Below are 18,285 nucleotides of genomic sequence, written 5' to 3'. Positions count from 1 at the left end.
ATGAAACGATTAATATATACAGTACTTCTTTTTGTAAGTTTTTCTACTTTGTCCTTTTCCCAAGAAGCCGTAGAGAAAAAATCTCCGCCGGAAGGGAATGCTTTAGTGGGAGATTATTATGGAGCCGATGTTTCTAAAGTATCTGAAAATAAAGCGATCCCGGTTGATAAGCTGGAAAGCGGATTAAAGGATTCGAAAAAGATAGAAAATGTTGCTGTAAAAGGAGTGGTAACCGACGTTTGTGAAAAAAGAGGATGCTGGCTCACAATTAAAACAGAAGGAGGGAATTCGTTTTTTGTTAAAATGAAGGATTATGCTTTTTTTGTGCCGACAGCTTTAAAAGGGAAAAATGTTGTTTTAGAAGGTGTCGCCGAGAAAAAGATCACCTCCGTTGAAGAGCTAAAGCATTATGCAAAAGATGCTAAAAAACCGCAATCAGAAATAGATGCCATTACAGCACCAAAAGAAGAAATTCGATTTGTAGCTGATGGAATTAAGGTGGTAAACTAAGGCTTGCTGCAATTTCAAATGAAATAACTACATTATAAAGTCTCAACGAAAGTTGAGGCTTTTTTGTTTTAACATTTTTTATGTTTAATTGTAGTGATGAGCCTCGTGACACTAGCGATGCGATAGCTGAGTTAGATTTTCAATCGCCCCAACTGGAAGCAGTGCCATTGGAAAAATCGTTTGATTTCTTTAATGAATTAAATAATGAACAATTAAACAAAAAAGCAGTAGATACTTATATTGATCTAAAAATAGATTTATCCTCTTTAGAACAAGTGGTCATCACAGATACAGATGCTAAATTAAATATTGTGACTGCTACGACCGGATTGGAAGGAGTAGAGACAGAAATTTTGCAAATCAAAATAGATGGAGAAGTGCAGACAGTTTTGTTCCATCGCATTTCTGAAAACAGAAAAACTTCTGTAACTGCAAGAGCGCCCAACGACAATGGAGAAGGGAATTATTACTGGTGTGAATAGTCCTTTGGCTTATATTAAGGATCCTGTGTCATTAAAAGAGGTTGTTGTTAAAAATACCTACATAGGCCCCCGTAACAAATGATGCTTATAGAAGGATGAATTATCAGTTTGTGCGAACGCAAAATAATGGTTCTGCAATGGGTATTGCTTATGCTGCTTATTATAGCAGGTTGAATATTAAAAATTTTGATGATGCAATTAATGATTCTCAACTTACGCCTTGTTTGCAAAAAATTCTTGATGATTTAAAAAAAACAAGTGCTAGTCCTGGTAATATGATTACTAATTTTACAAATGACCCCTGGAATTCAACCAGATTTAACTGGACGGTGAAAAGTGGAAGAATAAAAGGGGTTCAGTCTACTACGGTTCAAACCTTAGCTTCTTATAATCTGGCTACTGGAGTTATAACTACGTTTGATTCTGATGCTTGGCCGAATGCGACAGATTTGTCTTGGGCCAGGACTATGTTACATGAATCAATTCACGCTTATTTAGTTGTGTATTATAATGTGAATGAGTCAAGCTGGAAAGCTACTTATCCTGAAATGCTTAAAGATTGGTAAATTAGAGGTCTTAATATGGCGCATCATGAAGAAATTGCCAAGACTTTAGTCGCACATGTTGGTAACGCTTTAGAAGCATATGGTTTAAGTAAAGGTTATAAGTTGGATAAGCAATTTTATCAGGATATGGCTTGGGGAGGTCTACATGAAACAAACGCCTTTAAAGCATTATCGAAAAGTGATCAAAAAAGGATTTCAAATAGTGTCACTGTGGAGTTGAAGGGAAAGGATGTCGATGGAGATGTAAAAAGTCAAAAAGGTAAAAGACGGGATGTTAATACTTAATTTATCATGAAAAAGAATAATTATAGTTTATCATTAGCTTTCTTATTTATTTTGGGCGGATGTTCGATGTTTAAAAATGAACTGATCTCAACAAGTAATAAAAGAGGCTATAAAATAGCCGTGATCAAAGAAAACTCTAAACAGAATCGTAATGAACTTATGATCAAGGGAAGAGTGTTTGATGTTAAAACGGGTAGTGTATTAAATTCTGAAACACGATTGGATATAGTGTGTTTTAAAATTTTGGCCTCCTCGGAAGGGGAATACACTTATAAACTTACAGTTGTAGAAGGAGATAAAATTAAACTTTCTAAAGAAGATTATTTCTTCATTGAAGCAATTTCTTTGGGTTATAAAACCATTCGAACAGATTATTTGGAATTTGATGATGTAAACGAGGTGCAGATTGATTTTTATCTGGAACAGGAGGATAGGCCACTTATTAATTGTGAAGGAGTATTGGATCCTTATAAATAACTGTAGTTGCTATTAGTCGTGTATTTTGAATTTTTGCAATGAATTAGTTTAGTATGATTTGTAAAAGGATAAAATTATCTGAAGTTTGTATTTTTTTAATTTTGGGTAATCACAAAAAAAGCAACTCTATTCGGGAGTTGCTTTTTTTTATGATTCGCTATAATTTGTTTCGTGATTACTTACCCGGTTTCAATAAAAAAACACTTTTATATCTTTTTTTGATCTCGGCTAAATTACGTTCGGCTTCGATTCTGGTTTTAAAATTACCTACAAGTACTTTGTAGTTTGGAGTATTAAAAATTATAGTGCCGTCAACGGTATAAAACTCTCTTTTAAAATCGGTTAGCGTTTTTTTGGCTTCATCGCTTTTTCCACTAAAAATTTGAATTCTGTAAGTGTCGTTTGTACTTATTGATGTGTTAATTTTACGTTTGTCATTCAGTAATTGCTCAAATTTCGGGTCTTGATTTAGTGTTAAATTTTGGTCTTGAGCATTAATGTTATAAGCTAAAGTTAGCATTGTTAGTGTTAAGAAAACTCTTTTAGTGGGGGTTAAAATTCTCATAATGTGATGGTTTTTATGCAAAAATAGTATTTAAAGTTTATATTGAAAATTTCAATATTATTTAGAATTGATATAAATTGATATTTAAGAGTATTTTAAGGTTTTGAGAATAGTTCATAAGTCGTATTTTTGTGCAAGTTTTAAAAGAAGGTGTTCGGTTTTTATTGTTTTAATACAGAAAAAATCATACCAAAAATTAGTAGATAATTTTATACTATATGAAAAAGGTGGGTAACCATAATTCGATCTCAAGAAAATTATTACTTAGCTTATCGCTAACGTTAATTTTCTCCCTAACTTCATTTGCTCAAGATGCCGCTGCTCCTGCAGCGCCAGAAGCTGCTGCTCCGGCTGCAACTTCAGGTGGTGATCCAGTAAAAGGGAAGGAACTTTTTAATGCAAATTGCGCTGCATGTCACAAATTAGATGCAAAATCAACAGGTCCTGCTTTAAGAGGAGTTGCTGCTAAGCATGAAATGGCTTGGATCTACAAGTGGGTGCATAACAGCTCTGATATGATTAAATCAGGAGATGCTGTTGCAGTTAAGCTTTTTGAAGAAAACAATAAGTCTGTTATGACTGCTTTTCCTCAATTGTCTGAAGGTGATATTGATAATATTATCGCTTATACTTCTGAAGTAAAAGCTGAGCCTGCTGTAGTTGCCGGTGGTGCTGCTACTCCTCCTGGAACAAACGTTGAAAGTGGAAGTGTTTCTAACAATATCATTTTAGGGGCTCTTGCTCTTGTAATGGCTATTTTAGTGGTAATGTTGTTCATGGTGAACAAAGTATTGACTAAGGTCGCAAGTAATAATGGTATTGTAGTAGCTCCTAGAGAAACGAGAACGCCAATCTGGAAAGCTTTTGCTAAAAATCAGTTTTTAGTATTGGTTACTTCTATATTTTTGCTTTTAGCCAGTGGCTATTTTGTGTATGGATTTTTAATGCAGGTTGGTGTAGATCAAAACTATGAGCCAATTCAGCCAATTCATTATTCTCACAAAATTCACGCTGGTGATAACGAGATCAATTGTAAATATTGTCACTCTGCTGCCCGTGTGAGTAAAAATGCTGGTATTCCTTCTTTGAATGTTTGTATGAACTGTCATAAAAATATTTCTGAAGTTGCTGAAACTACGGCTACTCCTGAGTACAGCAAAGCGTTTTACGATGCTCAAATCCAAAAACTATATGATGCGGTTGGTTGGGATAAAGCCAAACAAGCTTATACAGGAAAAACGCAGCCGGTAAAATGGGTTCGTATTCATAATCTTCCTGATTTTGTTTACTTCAATCACTCTCAGCACGTTTCTGTTGCAGGTGTTGAATGTCAGACTTGTCACGGTCCGGTACAGGAATTTGAGATCATGAAGCAATATTCTAAATTAACAATGGGATGGTGTATTGATTGCCATAGAAAAACCGATGTTAAGATGGAAGGAAATGCATATTACGATAAAATTCATGCTGAACTTTCTAAAAAATACGGTGTAGAAAAATTGACTGCAGCGCAAATGGGAGGTTTAGAATGCGGTAAATGCCACTATTAATCGAATTATTAAGATTTTAATATTTATATACAATGTCATCAAACAAAAAATACTGGAAAAGTGTTGAGGAACTAGAAAATAGTTCTATTGTTGAGGCGCTTAGAAATAACGAATTTGTTGAAGAGATTCCTACTGATGAATTTTTAGGAAACGCAGATGCATTAGCTTCATCTGGAACTTCACGTCGTGACTTTTTAAAGTACGTTGGGTTTAGTACTGCAGCCGTAACGCTTGCAGCTTGCGAGGGCCCTGTTCACAAGTCTATACCTTATGTGTTGCAACCAGAACAAATCATTCCTGGTGTTGCTGATTATTATGCAACTACTGTTTTTGATGGTTTTGATTTTGCTAACCTTTTGGTGAAAACCCGTGAAGGTCGTCCAATTAAAATTGATAACAATACTATTTCCGGAGCTAAGTTTTCAGCCAATGCCAGAATTCATGCGTCTATCCTGTCTCTATATGACAGTATGCGTTTGAAAGAACCTAAATTGGATGGAAAAAATAGTAGCTGGTCTGCTGTTGATTTGAAAATTAAATCAAGTATTGCTGATGCAAAGGCAAAAGGTGGACAAGTTGTATTGTTGACTAATACTTTAGCGAGTCCGTCTACTGAAAAACTGATTGGTGAATTTATTGCTAAAAATCCAAATGCTAAGCATGTGGTTTATGATGCAGTATCTTCTTCAGATGCTTTAGATGCATTTCAAACAGTATATGGTGAAAGAGCTTTAGTTGATTATGATTTTTCAAAAGCATCTTTAATCGTTTCTGTTGGTGCTGATTTCTTAGGAGACTGGCAAGGTGGAGGATATGATTCAGGATATGCAAAAGGACGTATTCCTCAAAACGGAAAAATGTCCCGTCATTTTCAGTTTGAATCAAATATGACTTTATCCGGAGCTGCTGCTGATAAGCGTATTCCTATGACAGGAGCTGATCAGAAGCAAGTTTTGGTTCAAATATATAATATCGTTGCAGGTGCTTCTGTTCCGGTTTCTTTGGAAGCTAAATTTAAAACAGAAGCTGTTAAAGCTGCTCAGCAATTAAAAGCTGCTGGATCAAAAGGAGTTTTAGTATCTGGAATTGAAGATAAAAATGCTCAGTTGTTAGTTTTGGCTATCAACCAGGCATTAGCTAGTGAAGCTTTTACTACTGTTGGAACAAGACAGATTAGAAAAGGTTCTAATGCGGTTGTTGCTCAATTGGTAAAAGATATGAATGCAGGTAGCGTTCATACTTTGATCATGAGTGGTGTTAACCCGGTTTATACATTAGCGGATTCTGCTTCTTTTGAAGCCGGATTGAAAAAAGTAAAAACATCAGTTGCATTTTCTTTAAAAGAAGATGAAACTGCATCAGTTACTACGATTGCTGCTCCTGTTGCTCACTATTTAGAGGCTTGGGGTGATGTTGAGATAACAAAAGGAACTTATAGTTTAACACAACCAACTATCCGTCCTATATTTAATACAAAACAATTTCAAGACGTTTTATTATCGTTAAACGGAATTCCTGGAACTTTCTATGATTATATCAAAGCTAATGCTGCTGGTATTGCTGTAGGTTCTTCATGGAATAAAGTTTTACATGATGGTGTTTTTGTAGTTGGATCAGCTGCATTGGCAGGTGGAGCTGTTGATTATGCTGCTGCTGCAAACGCAGTTTCAAAATCAAAATCAGCTGGTGATTTCGAATTAGTATTATATACTAAAACAGGTTTAGGTGACGGACAACAAGCAAACAACCCTTGGTTGCAGGAGTTTCCGGATCCAATCACAAGAGTTTCATGGGATAACTATGTTACTGTTTCGAATGCTGATGCTAAGAAATTGGGTTTAACAAATGAAATTGTTGCTAACGGAGGTTTAAATGGTAGTTATGCTACTATTACAATAGCTGATGGTACTAAGTTAGAAAACGTTCCGGTAATTGTTCAGCCAGGACAAGCTGTTGGTACAGTTGGTTTAGCTGTTGGTTACGGTCGTAAAGCAGCTTTGAAAGAAGAAATGCAAGTAGGTTTAAATGCTTACGCTTTATATAAAAACTTTAATAGTGTTCAGGCTGTTTCTATTGTGAAAGCAAATGGAGTACACGAGTTTGCTTGTGTTCAGGGTCAGAAAACTTTGATGGGTAGAGGAGATATTATTAAGGAAACTACTCTTGAAGTATTTAATTCTAAAGATGCTGAACATTGGAATCCACAACCAATGGTGTCTTTGGATCACCAGGAAGTTGAAGCTACAACTGTTGATTTATGGGAGTCATTTGATCGTTCAACAGGACATCATTTTAATCTTTCTATCGACTTGAATGCTTGTACAGGATGTGGTGCATGTGTTATTGCATGTCATGCTGAAAACAACGTACCTGTCGTAGGGAAAGCTGAAGTAAGAAGAAGTCGTGATATGCACTGGTTGCGTATTGACAGATATTATTCTTCTGAAAGTACTTTTGAAGGTGATAATGAAAGAAAAGAGAATATTGCTGGTTTATCCAGTTCATTGTCTACTTTTAATGAAATGGAAAAAGCGGGAGATAATCCTCAGGTTGCTTTCCAGCCAGTAATGTGTCAACACTGTAATCACGCACCTTGTGAAACAGTTTGTCCTGTTGCTGCAACCTCTCACGGTCGTGAGGGTCAAAACCATATGGCATACAACAGATGTGTTGGTACTCGTTATTGTGCAAACAACTGTCCGTATAAAGTACGTCGTTTTAACTGGTTCTTGTATAACAAAAACAGTGAGTTCGATTATCACATGAATGATGATTTAGGTCGTATGGTGTTAAATCCAGACGTAAATGTTCGTTCTCGTGGTGTTATGGAAAAATGTTCTATGTGTATTCAAATGACACAAGCTACAAAGTTGAAAGCGAAAAATGAAGGACGTCCGGTTGTTGATGGTGAATTCCAGACAGCTTGTTCCAGCGCTTGTTCTTCTGGAGCAATGATATTTGGAGATGTTAATGATAAAGAAAGTAAAGTGGCTAAATTAGCTGCTGATGAAAGATCATACCATTTGTTAGAGCATGTTGGAACAAAACCTAATGTGGTTTACCATGTTAAAGTTAGAAATACGTAGTACAAAGAATTATTAATTAAGAAACAATATAAAGGATTATGTCGTCTCATTACGAAGCACCCATTAGAAAACCTTTAGTTATAGGTGATAAATCTTATCACGACGTAACAGTAGATGTAGCTGCGCCTGTTGAAGGTAGAGCAAATAAACATTGGTGGATTGTATTTTCAATCGCATTAACGGCCTTCCTTTGGGGACTGGGTTGTATTATTTACACTGTATCTACCGGTATCGGAACATGGGGATTAAATAAAACAGTTGGTTGGGCCTGGGATATCACTAACTTCGTTTGGTGGGTAGGTATTGGTCACGCAGGAACATTGATCTCTGCGGTATTATTACTTTTCCGTCAGCGTTGGAGAATGGCTATTAACCGTTCTGCAGAAGCTATGACTATTTTCTCAGTAGTTCAGGCAGGTTTATTTCCAATTATTCACATGGGTCGTCCATGGTTAGCATACTGGGTTTTACCTATTCCGAATCAGTTTGGATCTTTATGGGTAAACTTTAACTCACCGCTACTTTGGGACGTATTCGCAATTTCAACCTATCTTTCAGTGTCACTGGTTTTCTGGTGGACTGGTTTACTACCTGACTTTGCAATGCTGCGTGACAGAGCAATAACACCTTTCAATAAAAGAGTATATTCGATCCTGAGTTTTGGATGGAGCGGTAGAGCAAAAGACTGGCAACGTTTTGAAGAAGTATCTTTAGTACTTGCAGGTTTAGCTACTCCACTTGTACTTTCTGTGCATACTATTGTATCGATGGACTTTGCTACTTCTGTAATTCCGGGATGGCATACCACAATTTTCCCTCCGTACTTCGTTGCCGGAGCGGTATTCTCAGGATTTGCAATGGTAAATACATTATTGATTATCATGAGAAAAGTTTCTAACCTTGAAGCTTATATCACACTTCAGCATATCGAATTGATGAACATTGTAATTATGATTACGGGTTCTATTGTTGGTGTTGCTTATATCACTGAGTTATTCGTGGCTTGGTATTCAGGTGTAGAATACGAGCAATATGCTTTCTTAAACAGAGCTACCGGACCTTACTGGTGGGCATATTGGTCAATGATGACTTGTAACGTTTTCTCTCCGCAATTTATGTGGTTCAAGAAATTAAGAACAAGTATCATGTTCTCATTTATTATTTCGATTGTAGTAAACATCGGAATGTGGTTCGAAAGATTCGTAATTATCGTTACTTCTTTACATAGAGATTATCTTCCGTCTTCATGGACAATGTTCTCACCAACATTTGTTGACATTGGAATTTTCATCGGAACAATTGGTTTCTTTTTCGTATTGTTTTTATTGTACTCAAGAACATTCCCTGTAATTGCTCAGGCAGAGGTAAAAACAATTTTGAAAGGAACAGGAGATAATTACATTAGAGAAAGAGCAAATAAAGATTCACATCATGAGTAATAAAGTAATATACGCCATTTATAATGACGATGATATTTTGATGGATGCAGTAAAGAAAACCAGAGCTGCGCATCATCATATTGAAGAAGTTTTTACTCCATTCCCAGTTCACGGATTGGATAAAGCTATGGGATTAGCACCAACAAGATTAGCAATTTGCGCATTTTTGTATGGATGTGTTGGTATCTCTGTTGCGACAACCATGATGAGTTACATTATGATTCATGACTGGCCACAGGATATTGGTGGAAAACCAAGTTTCAGTTTCATTCAGAATATGCCTGCATTCGTGCCAATTATGTTTGAAATGACTGTATTTTTTGCTGCTCACTTAATGGTAATCACTTTTTATATGAGAAGTAGATTATGGCCGTTTAAAGAAGCTGAAAATCCTGATGTAAGAACAACAGATGACCATTTTTTAATGGAAGTTGCCGTAAACGATAACGAAGCAGAACTAGTTTCTTTCTTCGAAGGTACAGGAGCAGTTGAAGTTAAAGTAATTGAAAAGAATTAATTGTAGCTATGAAAAGGATATATAAAATAACACTTTTAGTTGGTATAACTATTTTAGTTTCATCTTGCCACAATAATTCGGCACCAAACTATCAGTATTTCCCTAATATGTATGAGTCTGTAGGTTATGAAACCTATTCAGAAGCAAAAATATTTAAAGGAGGAAAAGAAGGACAGCTTCCTGTAGACGGAACTATTAACAGAGGTTTTGAGCCTTATGAATATGAAAATTCAACTGCTGGTTATGAATTGGCTAAAGCTAATCTAAAATCGCCTTTGGATTCTATCGAAAGAAACTCAGGAAAAGGAAAAGAACTTTTCGAAATTTATTGTATTAGTTGCCATGGTGCAACTGGAAACGGTAAAGGTAAATTGGTTGAAAGAGAAAAATTTCTTGGAGTACCTAGCTACAAAGACAGAGAAATCACTGAAGGAAGTATCTTTCACGTTGAAACTTATGGTTTAAATGCAATGGGTTCACATGCAAATCAATTAAGTGCCCACGAACGTTGGTTAGTTGCTGACTATGTTCTAAAACTAAAAAGCCAATTATAATTGTTGAACAAACTGATCGTAATAGATATGTATACATTTTCAAGTAAATTAAAAACTTTTTCTATCATCCTAATGGCCGTTGGTATATTAGGAATTGGATATGGTTTTTTAAGTGCGCCTAAAGATATTCAAGAAGTTGAAAAAATACTAGCTGCAGATGCACATGGTTCTCATGGTGCAGCGCATGAAGCTACTGCTGAGGCTTCTCACAAAGAAGCAGGTCATCATGAAGCTGCAGAAGCTTCTCATGAATCACACGAAGGTGGTGAGCATGCAAAAGTAAGTGTTGCCGATGAGCATGAAAAACATTTAGAGCATGTATTGCACCAATTGCAAAATAAGCCTTGGTCTGCTTTATATGTTGCCTGTATTTTTTTCTTACTGCTTTCTATGGGAACTTTAGCATTTTATGCTATTCAACAAGTTGCCCAGGCAGGTTGGTCTCCGGTTTTGTTTAGAGTTATGCAGGGAATCACAGCTTATTTGCCAGTTGGTTCTGTTATTTTCTTTATCATATTAATTCTTTGCGGATTACATTTTAATCACATATTTGTATGGTTAGACAAAGGAATTACAGATCCTACAAGTGCAAATTATGATGAAATTATTGCTGGTAAAGCGGGTTATTTAAATTTTTATTTCTGGATTATCAGAGCTGCTATATTTTTAATAGGATGGAACTTATATCGTTATCAATCCAGAAAAAATTGTTTGGCTCAGGATGATGCTAAGGATGATCTATACTACAAAAAGAACTTCAAGTTAACTGCTGGTTTCTTAGTATTCTTTATTGTATCAGAATCTATTATGTCCTGGGATTGGATTATGTCTATTGACCCACACTGGTTCAGTACTTTGTTCGGATGGTATGTATTTGCTTCTTTCTTTGTAAGTGGTATTACTACTATAGCATTAGTTACTGTGTACTTAAAGTCAAAAGGATATTTAGAATATGTAAATACAAGCCATATACACGATTTAGCTAAATTTATGTTTGGTATCAGTGTTTTCTGGACTTATTTATGGTTCTCTCAATTTATGTTGATCTGGTATGCTAATATTCCTGAAGAAGTAACCTATTTTATAACAAGAATTCAGTTGTATAACTTACCATTCTTTGGAGCTGTAGTTATGAACTTTGTTTTCCCGTTATTAATATTAATCAATACAGACTTTAAACGTCTTAGCTGGGTTATTGTAATGGCTGGTATTGTTATCTTATTAGGTCACTATGTAGATTTCTTTAATATGATTATGCCTGGTACAGTTGGAGATAAATGGTTTATTGGAATTCCTGAAATTGCATCTATACTTTTCTTCTTAGGTTTGTTTATTTTTGTAGTGTTTACTGCATTAACTAAAGCTCCTTTGTTAGCAAAAAGAAATCCTTTCATTGAAGAAAGTAAACATTTTCATTATTAATATTTAAAGAAGTAAACAGATGACAAGTTTGTTGGTAATTATAGTTTTAGTTTTATTAGCAGTTGCATTATGGCAATTGACCAAGATATTTGATCTTACTCAAGTGGGATCTTCTTCGGACGATTCTCAGGTTGCATCAGATAATGATAATAATATTCAGGGATATATTATGTTTGGCTTTCTGGCATTCATCTATATATTTACGATTTACGGCTTACTAAAATGGGGTGGTTTAGCACTTCATACTCCGGCATCAGAGCATGGTCTTTTAGTAGATAATTTGATGAATATTACCTGGGTTTTAATTTTTGTAGTACAATTTATTACGCAAGGTTTATTATACTGGTTTTCTTTTAAAAATAGAGGTCATAAAGACAGAAAAGCGCTATTCTTTGCTGATAGCAGCAAATTAGAGGCAATCTGGAGTATTATTCCATCTGTTGTTTTGGCTTGTTTAATTCTTTACGGATTATATGCATGGAACAATATTATGTTCGTTGATAAAGATGAAGATGTTATTGAAATAGAATTATATGCGCAACAATTTAAATGGACTGCAAGATATGCCGGACAAGACAATGTTCTTGGAAAAGCCAATGTTCGTTTAATTGAAGGTGTTAATACATTAGGAGTTGACATGTCAGATCCTAATGCTCAGGATGATATCGTAGTTTCAGAATTGCATATCCCAAAAGGAAAAAAAATACATTTCAAAATGCGTTCTCAGGATGTATTGCACTCTGCTTACATGCCACACTTTAGAGCACAAATGAACTGTGTTCCCGGGATGGTTACTGAGTTTGCTTTTATTCCAACTTACACAACTGCTGAATACAGAGAGTTGCCATTTATGATTGAAAAAGTGGCAAACATCAATAAACTTAGAGCTGAAAAAAGTGTAGAGTTGGTTGCTAAAGGCGGAACAGCTTTAGATCCTTATACATTTGATTATTTATTATTATGTAATAAAATTTGTGGAGCTTCTCATTACAACATGCAAATGAAAGTAGTTGTTGATTCTCCGGAAGATTATAAAAAATGGTTAAGCGAAAAAACTACGTTAACTCAGGATATTAAGGCTGCAGCTGCTGCTGAAAAACCTGCTGAAGAAGTAAAAGCACCAACTACAGATAGTACAGCTAAAGATACAGTAAAAGCAGTTATTGATACTGTTAAAGCTGTTGTAGCTAAAGTGGCTATGAAATAATATTTATTAAGAAAATTTAAAGTATACATATATGTCAGCAGAAGCACACGATCACGGACACGAACACGATCACGAGCACGAACATCACCATAAAGACACTTTCATTACCAAATATATATTTAGTATTGATCACAAAATGATTGCTAAGCAGTACCTGATTACTGGTATCATCATGGGGATTATTGGTATTGTAATGTCATTACTTTTTAGAATGCAATTAGCATGGCCGGAAGAATCTTTTAAAATATTTAATGTTTTATTAGGGGATAAATTTGCACCGGATGGTGTAATGGCTAATGATATTTATCTGGCTTTAGTTACAATTCACGGTACCATCATGGTATTCTTTGTACTTACAGCCGGTTTGAGCGGAACTTTTAGTAACTTACTTATTCCACTTCAAATTGGAGCGCGAGATATGGCTTCCGGATTTATGAATATGATTTCATACTGGTTGTTTTTCTTATCTGCTGTAATTATGTTATGTTCTTTATTTGTTGAGGCTGGACCAGCTTCTGCAGGTTGGACAATTTATCCTCCTTTAAGTGCTTTACCACAAGCAATTCCGGGATCTGGAACAGGTATGACTTTATGGTTGGTTTCAATGGCTATATTTATTGCATCTTCTTTAATGGGATCATTAAACTACATTGTAACAGTTATCAACTTAAGAACTAAAGGAATGTCTATGACCAGACTTCCATTAACAATCTGGACGTTTTTCGTAACAGCTATTATTGGTGTTATCTCGTTTCCGGTTTTATTATCAGCTGCATTATTATTGATTTTCGATAGAAGTTTTGGTACTTCATTCTTCTTGTCTGATATTTATATTGCAGGAGAGGTTTTACATTACCAAGGGGGTTCTCCAGTATTGTTTGAACACTTATTCTGGTTCTTAGGACACCCTGAAGTTTATATCGTAATCTTACCGGCAATGGGACTTGTTTCTGAAATTATGGCTACGAACTCTCGTAAACCAATTTTTGGATACAGAGCCATGATTATGTCAGTTCTTGCAATTGCATTTTTATCTACAATTGTTTGGGGTCACCATATGTTTATTTCGGGTATGAATCCTTTCTTGGGATCTGTATTTACTTTTACCACTTTATTAATTGCAATTCCTTCTGCCGTAAAAGCATTTAACTGGATTACAACTTTATGGAAAGGTAACTTGCAATTCAACCCTGCAATGTTATTCTCTATCGGAATGGTTTCTACTTTCATCACTGGAGGTTTAACCGGAATCATCTTAGGAGATAGTACACTGGATATTAACGTTCACGATACATACTTCGTTATTGCTCACTTTCACTTAGTAATGGGTATCTCTGCACTTTACGGAATGTTTGCTGGTATTTACCACTGGTTCCCTAAAATGTACGGAAGAATGTTAAACAAAAACTTAGGTTATATTCACTTTTGGGTAACAGCAGTTTGTGCTTACGGAGTTTTCTTCCCAATGCACTTTATCGGATTAGCTGGTTTACCAAGACGTTATTATACAAATACAAACTTCCCATTATTTGATGATTTACAAAATGTGAATGTTTTAATTACAACATTTGCTCTTGTAGGAGGTGCTTTCCAATTAGTATTTTTGTACAATTTCTTTAGTAGTATTTTTTACGGTAAGAAAGCAGTACAGAATCCGTGGAAATCTACAACATTAGAATGGACAACTCCGGTAGAACATATTCACGGTAACTGGCCAGGTGAAATTCCTCATGTATATCGTTGGCCGTATGACTACAGTAACCCAAATCACGATGTAGATTTTGTACCGCAAAATGTACCGATGAAAGAAGGTGAAGAAGTTTTACACCACTAACAATATTTTAAAAGACTGTCCTAACCGACAGTCTTTTTTTTAGCTATAAATTTCAATATCTTAAATTTCAAATTCCTGCCATGTTCATCATAGCATTGAAATTTGGAATTTAAGATATTGGAATTTTCATTTTTTTATTTAGAATTTAACTGTTTTACAAACTGATTACTTTGTCTATCTTTGTAAAATGAATGAGAACCTAGATCCCACTACAAACGGATATAATCCAGAAGAATTAGATCTTGAAAAAAAATTGCGTCCGCTGTCATTTGATGATTTTGCAGGGCAGGATCAAGTTTTAGAGAATTTAAAAGTTTTTGTGGCTGCGGCCAATCAGCGTGGCGAAGCACTTGATCATACCCTTTTTCATGGACCTCCCGGATTAGGAAAAACTACTTTAGCGAATATTTTAGCAAACGAACTTGAAGTGGGCATTAAAATCACTTCAGGACCGGTTTTGGATAAACCTGGGGATTTGGCTGGTCTGCTTACCAATCTGGATGAAAGGGATGTTCTGTTCATTGATGAAATTCATCGTTTGAGTCCTATTGTTGAAGAGTATTTATACTCGGCGATGGAGGATTTCAAAATTGATATTATGATCGAATCCGGCCCAAATGCCAGAACGGTTCAGATCAATTTAAATCCTTTTACCTTAATTGGAGCAACAACCCGTTCCGGATTATTAACTGCACCTATGCGTGCGCGTTTTGGAATTTCATCCCGTTTACAATATTATACCACCGAACTTTTAACGACTATTGTCGAAAGAAGTTCTTCTATTCTAAAAATGCCCATTTCTTTGGATGCTGCTATTGAAATTGCAGGAAGAAGTCGCGGAACACCTCGTATTGCAAATGCTTTATTAAGAAGGGTTCGTGATTTTGCACAGATAAAGGGAAATGGTACCATTGATTTAGAAATTGCGCGTTATGCTTTAAAAGCACTTAATGTAGATGCGCATGGACTTGATGAAATGGACAATAAAATTCTGCTTACTATTATTAATAAGTTCAATGGCGGACCAGTTGGACTGTCTACTTTGGCAACTGCTGTCTCTGAAAGCAGCGAAACCATCGAAGAAGTCTATGAGCCTTTCCTGATTCAGGAAGGTTTTATTATGCGTACTCCCCGTGGACGTGAGGTAACAGATAAGGCTTATAAACACTTAGGAAAAATAAATACAAATATTCAGGGAGGACTGTTTTAATTCATTCAAAATGTCTGAGAATAATAAATATAATTATCCTGCAAAACTTTCAATATCCCGATTTTTTTTGGATTCTGAAGGGGTTCGTAAAAATCCTATCCCGTTTCACAGGAGGTATTTTGATAAATTGGGTGATTCCTTTTCTATTAGAATTGGAAGGTCAAAACATATCATTTTATCCAGGGATAATGACGTTGCCCAATATATATTACAAAAGAATCAAAAGAATTATCATAAGTCTAAATTTCAGTCCGTTTATCTTTCGAAATATTTAGGGAAAGGACTTTTAACTGTTGATGGCGATTTTTGGTTAAAACAAAGACGACTTATTCAACCTGCTTTTCATAAACAAAAGATGAATCAGCTGGTTGAGAATATGCAGCAAACGATCGTTTTGGAGTTAAATGGTTTAGTAGAAGAAAGTGTTGTTGATCTTTTTCCTCTAATGAGTGAACTGGCTTTTAATGTGGTGGCTAAATCATTATTTCAGTTTTCTATAGCGGAAGAGAAATTGAATCGGATTAAATTTATTATTGAAGAAGTACAAAACTTTTTAATTAAGGAAATCAGACTTCCGCATAAAGCCTGGTGGTTCTCGCTAAGTGGTCAGGTAAAAAAACATCTGGAACTTGCAGGGGAAAATAACAGCATAATTCAGGAAATTATCGAAGAAAGAATTACTTCAAAGAATGAAGTTAATGATTTGCTGAATATGCTTCTGGAAACACGATACGAGGATAGTGGAGAGGGCATGTCTATTAGTCAATTGATAGATGAAATTAAAATTCTTTTTATCGCCGGACATGAGACGACAGCAAATGCGCTTACTTTTACACTGCATCTTTTAGGAAATGATTCCGCTGTTCAGCAAAAGGTATTGGATGAAATTATAAAAATTCAGTCAAAAACGGACGATGTTGTAGAACAGCTTCAGAAAATGACTTATACAAATGCTGTTTTAAATGAGTCTATGCGCCTCTATCCCCCGGCCTGGATTACAGATCGCCAAAATGTACAGGACGACAACCTTGGACAATTCAATATAAAAAGAGGAACCTTGATTGGAGTTTCTTTCTATGAGCTGCACAGAAATCCTAAATATTGGGAAAATCCGGATACGTTTAATCCGGAGCGATTTCTCGGAGAACAAAGAAAACATTCTATGCAATATTTTTATCCTTTTGGAGCCGGACCCAGAATGTGTATCGGTGCAGGATTTGCTATTTATGAGATGTGTCTGGCAATTTCTCATATTGTTAAAAACTACAAAGTTGTTTCGGTTGAAAATACGGTTGATTTTAATCCGTTAATCACTTTAAAACCTGTAGGTGTTAAAGTCGTTTTTTACAGGAGATAATGATTAATTCTAAAGAAACATATTCTAAATTTATAAAAGCAGAAGCCAAAAGACTTGGGTTTTTATCCTGTGGGATATCAAAAGCAGGATTTATGGAACAAGAAGCCCCTCGATTGGAAAACTGGCTGAAAAATAACAGAAATGGTCAGATGGCTTACATGGAAAACCATTTTGATAAAAGATTAGATCCCACATTGTTGGTTGATGATGCAAAAAGTGTCGTCTCGCTTTTGCTTAATTACTTTCCCGGAGAAACTCAAAATCAGGAGAGTTTCAAAATTTCAAAATATGCTTACGGACAAGATTACCATATTGTTATAAAAGACAAACTAAAAGAGTTTCTTTTCTCCATACAGGAAAATATAGGTGAGGTTTCCGGTCGTGCATTTGTTGACTCAGCGCCCGTTCTTGATAAGGCCTGGGCAGCAAAAAGCGGTTTGGGATGGATTGGTAAAAATAGTAATCTACTGACCCAAAGAGTAGGTTCATTTTACTTTATAGCCGAACTTATCCTGGACTTGGATTTAGAATATGATCACGCCACAACAGATCATTGTGGTTCCTGTACCGCTTGTATTGATGCCTGTCCGACGCAGGCAATCGTTGCTCCCTATGTGGTAGACGGAAGCAAATGTATTTCCTATTATACAATTGAACTCAAAGAAAATATCCCCACCGAAATGAAGGGTAAATTTGATGAGTGGGCTTTCGGCTGTGATACTTGTCAGGATGTTTGTCCCTGGAACCGGTTCTCAAAACCTCATGCAGAACCCTTATTTAATCCAAATCCCGAATTGCTTTCTTTCTCAAAGAAAGACTGGATTGAAATTACTGAAGAAACTTTTCGGGCGGTCTTTAAGAATTCCCCTATCAAAAGAACAAAGTTTGATGGTCTAAAACGCAATATTAAATTTCTGCAGTAAGGTTAATTCTATGTTTTATTTTACCTTGAATTTTTAAATTCATTCTTCCCTTTTTATAAGAATTATTAATTTTTATCTCAAACATAATTATTTTTCAAAAGTAAGTATTTGTCTACTTTTGAATAATTAACATGCTGATAGATAATTATTTGTATTTTGTATTGAGTTTTATTTTTTTGAAAAAATTTTACGTTTTTGTCGGATAAATATGTAAGAATGTCAAATATCAGCAATATTTTAATATTTTTTTAGTCTTTGGTTATCAAATCATTACTTTTTCGCTATTTAAATGTGAATATGG

At 35.3% G+C, this 18,285-nt stretch carries 17 protein-coding genes; 16 read left to right on the top strand and 1 reads right to left on the bottom strand.

From position 1 onward, the window contains the following. The 5 genes from HAV12_RS20770 (at position 1) to HAV12_RS20750 (ending at position 2,320) form a co-directional block, all read left to right on the top strand. Complete coding sequence (locus tag HAV12_RS20770) at positions 1-510, top strand: DUF4920 domain-containing protein (RefSeq protein ID WP_171571289.1); 510 nt, start codon at positions 1-3, stop codon at positions 508-510. An 80-nt stretch (positions 511-590) separates the two neighbouring features. Then, complete coding sequence (locus HAV12_RS20765) at positions 591-992, top strand: hypothetical protein (protein WP_171571288.1); 402 nt, start codon at positions 591-593, stop codon at positions 990-992. A gap of 110 nt (positions 993-1,102) precedes the next feature. After that, the gene (locus HAV12_RS20760; protein ID WP_205423340.1) at positions 1,103-1,558 is read left to right on the top strand and encodes a hypothetical protein; all 456 of its coding nucleotides are present in this window, start codon (positions 1,103-1,105) and stop codon (positions 1,556-1,558) included. Between the two features lie 15 nt (positions 1,559-1,573). After that, on the top strand, positions 1,574-1,843 hold the full coding sequence (locus HAV12_RS20755) for a hypothetical protein (RefSeq protein WP_171571286.1): 270 nt from the start codon (positions 1,574-1,576) through the stop codon (positions 1,841-1,843). A gap of 6 nt (positions 1,844-1,849) precedes the next feature. Continuing rightward, entirely contained in the window at positions 1,850-2,320 is a 471-nt protein-coding gene (locus HAV12_RS20750) for a hypothetical protein (protein ID WP_171571285.1), read from the top strand. A gap of 175 nt (positions 2,321-2,495) precedes the next feature. On the opposite strand, the gene HAV12_RS20745 is transcribed toward HAV12_RS20750, so the two are convergent. Beyond that, positions 2,496-2,885 (bottom strand): SPOR domain-containing protein, encoded by a 390-nt coding sequence (locus HAV12_RS20745; RefSeq protein WP_171571284.1) that lies wholly within the window; start codon positions 2,883-2,885, stop codon positions 2,496-2,498. A gap of 218 nt (positions 2,886-3,103) precedes the next feature. Between HAV12_RS20745 and HAV12_RS20740 the strand changes: the two genes are divergently transcribed. The 11 genes from HAV12_RS20740 (at position 3,104) to queG (ending at position 17,984) form a co-directional block, all read left to right on the top strand. Further along, entirely contained in the window at positions 3,104-4,435 is a 1,332-nt protein-coding gene (locus HAV12_RS20740) for a c-type cytochrome (RefSeq protein ID WP_171571283.1), read from the top strand. A 32-nt stretch (positions 4,436-4,467) separates the two neighbouring features. Continuing rightward, positions 4,468-7,521: a TAT-variant-translocated molybdopterin oxidoreductase gene (locus tag HAV12_RS20735; protein WP_171571282.1), complete on the top strand. Its 3,054-nt coding sequence runs from the start codon at positions 4,468-4,470 to the stop codon at positions 7,519-7,521. Positions 7,522-7,559: 38 nt separating this feature from the next. Continuing rightward, a complete protein-coding gene (nrfD, locus tag HAV12_RS20730) occupies positions 7,560-8,960 on the top strand; it encodes an NrfD/PsrC family molybdoenzyme membrane anchor subunit (RefSeq protein WP_171571281.1) in 1,401 nt (466 codons plus the stop codon). Further along, the gene (locus tag HAV12_RS20725) at positions 8,953-9,477 is read left to right on the top strand and encodes a DUF3341 domain-containing protein (protein WP_041516373.1); all 525 of its coding nucleotides are present in this window, start codon (positions 8,953-8,955) and stop codon (positions 9,475-9,477) included. The genes nrfD and HAV12_RS20725 overlap by 8 nt, the downstream gene beginning before the upstream one ends. An 8-nt stretch (positions 9,478-9,485) precedes the next feature. Next, positions 9,486-10,031, top strand: coding sequence for a cytochrome c (locus HAV12_RS20720; protein ID WP_171571280.1), 546 nt, complete (start codon positions 9,486-9,488; stop codon positions 10,029-10,031). Positions 10,032-10,058: 27 nt separating this feature from the next. After that, positions 10,059-11,453, top strand: a complete 1,395-nt coding sequence (locus HAV12_RS20715; RefSeq protein ID WP_171571279.1) for a quinol:cytochrome C oxidoreductase — start codon at positions 10,059-10,061, stop codon at positions 11,451-11,453. 19 nt (positions 11,454-11,472) lie between these two features. Further along, positions 11,473-12,660 carry a cytochrome c oxidase subunit II gene (locus HAV12_RS20710; protein ID WP_171571278.1) on the top strand — a complete coding sequence of 396 codons (1,188 nt, stop codon included), beginning with the start codon at positions 11,473-11,475 and terminating at the stop codon, positions 12,658-12,660. A 31-nt stretch (positions 12,661-12,691) separates the two neighbouring features. Further along, the gene (locus HAV12_RS20705; protein WP_171571277.1) at positions 12,692-14,494 is read left to right on the top strand and encodes a cbb3-type cytochrome c oxidase subunit I; all 1,803 of its coding nucleotides are present in this window, start codon (positions 12,692-12,694) and stop codon (positions 14,492-14,494) included. Between the two features lie 187 nt (positions 14,495-14,681). Continuing rightward, positions 14,682-15,704 (top strand): Holliday junction branch migration DNA helicase RuvB, encoded by a 1,023-nt coding sequence (gene ruvB, locus HAV12_RS20700; RefSeq protein ID WP_171571276.1) that lies wholly within the window; start codon positions 14,682-14,684, stop codon positions 15,702-15,704. 10 nt (positions 15,705-15,714) lie between these two features. Next, on the top strand, positions 15,715-17,061 hold the full coding sequence (locus tag HAV12_RS20695) for a cytochrome P450 (protein WP_171571275.1): 1,347 nt from the start codon (positions 15,715-15,717) through the stop codon (positions 17,059-17,061). Next, positions 17,061-17,984, top strand: coding sequence for a tRNA epoxyqueuosine(34) reductase QueG (gene queG / locus HAV12_RS20690; RefSeq protein ID WP_171571274.1), 924 nt, complete (start codon positions 17,061-17,063; stop codon positions 17,982-17,984). The genes HAV12_RS20695 and queG overlap by 1 nt, the downstream gene beginning before the upstream one ends. Positions 17,985-18,285: the final 301 nt, after the last annotated feature.

This window comes from Flavobacterium sp. CLA17 (genome assembly GCF_013112255.2).
Classification (GTDB): domain Bacteria; phylum Bacteroidota; class Bacteroidia; order Flavobacteriales; family Flavobacteriaceae; genus Flavobacterium; species Flavobacterium circumlabens.
The sequence above is the reverse complement of the archived record's forward strand: the minus strand, read 5'-3'. Positions and strand labels throughout refer to the sequence as shown.